Genomic DNA, 893 nt, shown 5'->3' on the forward strand with positions numbered 1-893 from the left:
GCTTCCTTTACCACTTCGGGCGTCTGGTTCCAGAGCACGTTCACAGGGTCGAGGTTGCCGACTATTACGGCCTTGTCCACCTTGGACACAGCGGTTGCAACATCCACGTTCTGGTCAACACTGATGGCATCCACGCCTGAAGATTCCATAAGTGCCAGGCCATTTGTGGTATCACCGCAGATGTGCAGTACAGTGGCGACATTGAGCTCACGCATTGCATCGACTATCTTCTTGTGGGAAGGCACTACGAACTTCTCGTAGAACTCCGCACCGATGAGCTGGGCACTGGCTGTGGGGTCGATGATGACCATGGTGTCTGCACCGTTCTCGACCATCCTCTTTGCGTATGCGATGTTGAAATCGGTGGTGAACTCCATGAGAGCCAGGCCGAAGGCCTCGTCGGTGAAGATGGTCATGAACCAATCGTCGCCGTTCATGTGCTGTGCAAGGGAGAAGGGACCTATCATGCTGCCCATGATCGGCAGCTGCTTGCCATACTTGTCGGTCAGTATCTTTATAGCATCACATACGACATTGATCCTTCCCTTGTTCAGGTCGTATCCCTTGAGCTTCTCGATGTCTGCGGTGTCCTTTACCACATGGCCGACAACGGATGGCTGCTGCTCGCGGGTTCCGGGCTTGATCTTGCAGCCGAAGAACTCTGCTTCTGCAGTGATATCAAAGGGGACACGCACGGCCTCAAAGCCGACCACGGTGTGTCCTGCTTCGGCAAGTGCTGCCATCTTCTGCGCATCTTCGTTGGCCTCGGGCCAGAATGCACCAACTGCTTCCATCTGCTCCACCGTGCCTGTCTGGGTAACTGAGATGGCAGGCATCCTGTCAACGGGCTGGCCCCGAAGGGCACGGGAAAGTCTCTCTTTTGGGGTATATTC

The 893-nt window shown here is 55.2% G+C and carries 1 protein-coding gene; it reads right to left on the reverse strand.

Annotated features, from left to right (window positions below):
• On the reverse strand, positions 1-893 hold an 893-nt coding region (locus tag PV02_RS11985), incomplete at both ends, for an MtaA/CmuA family methyltransferase (protein ID WP_256623658.1).

Origin of the sequence: Methanolobus chelungpuianus (assembly GCF_024500045.1) — an archaeon.
In the GTDB taxonomy this organism is placed as follows: Archaea; Halobacteriota; Methanosarcinia; order Methanosarcinales; family Methanosarcinaceae; genus Methanolobus; species Methanolobus chelungpuianus.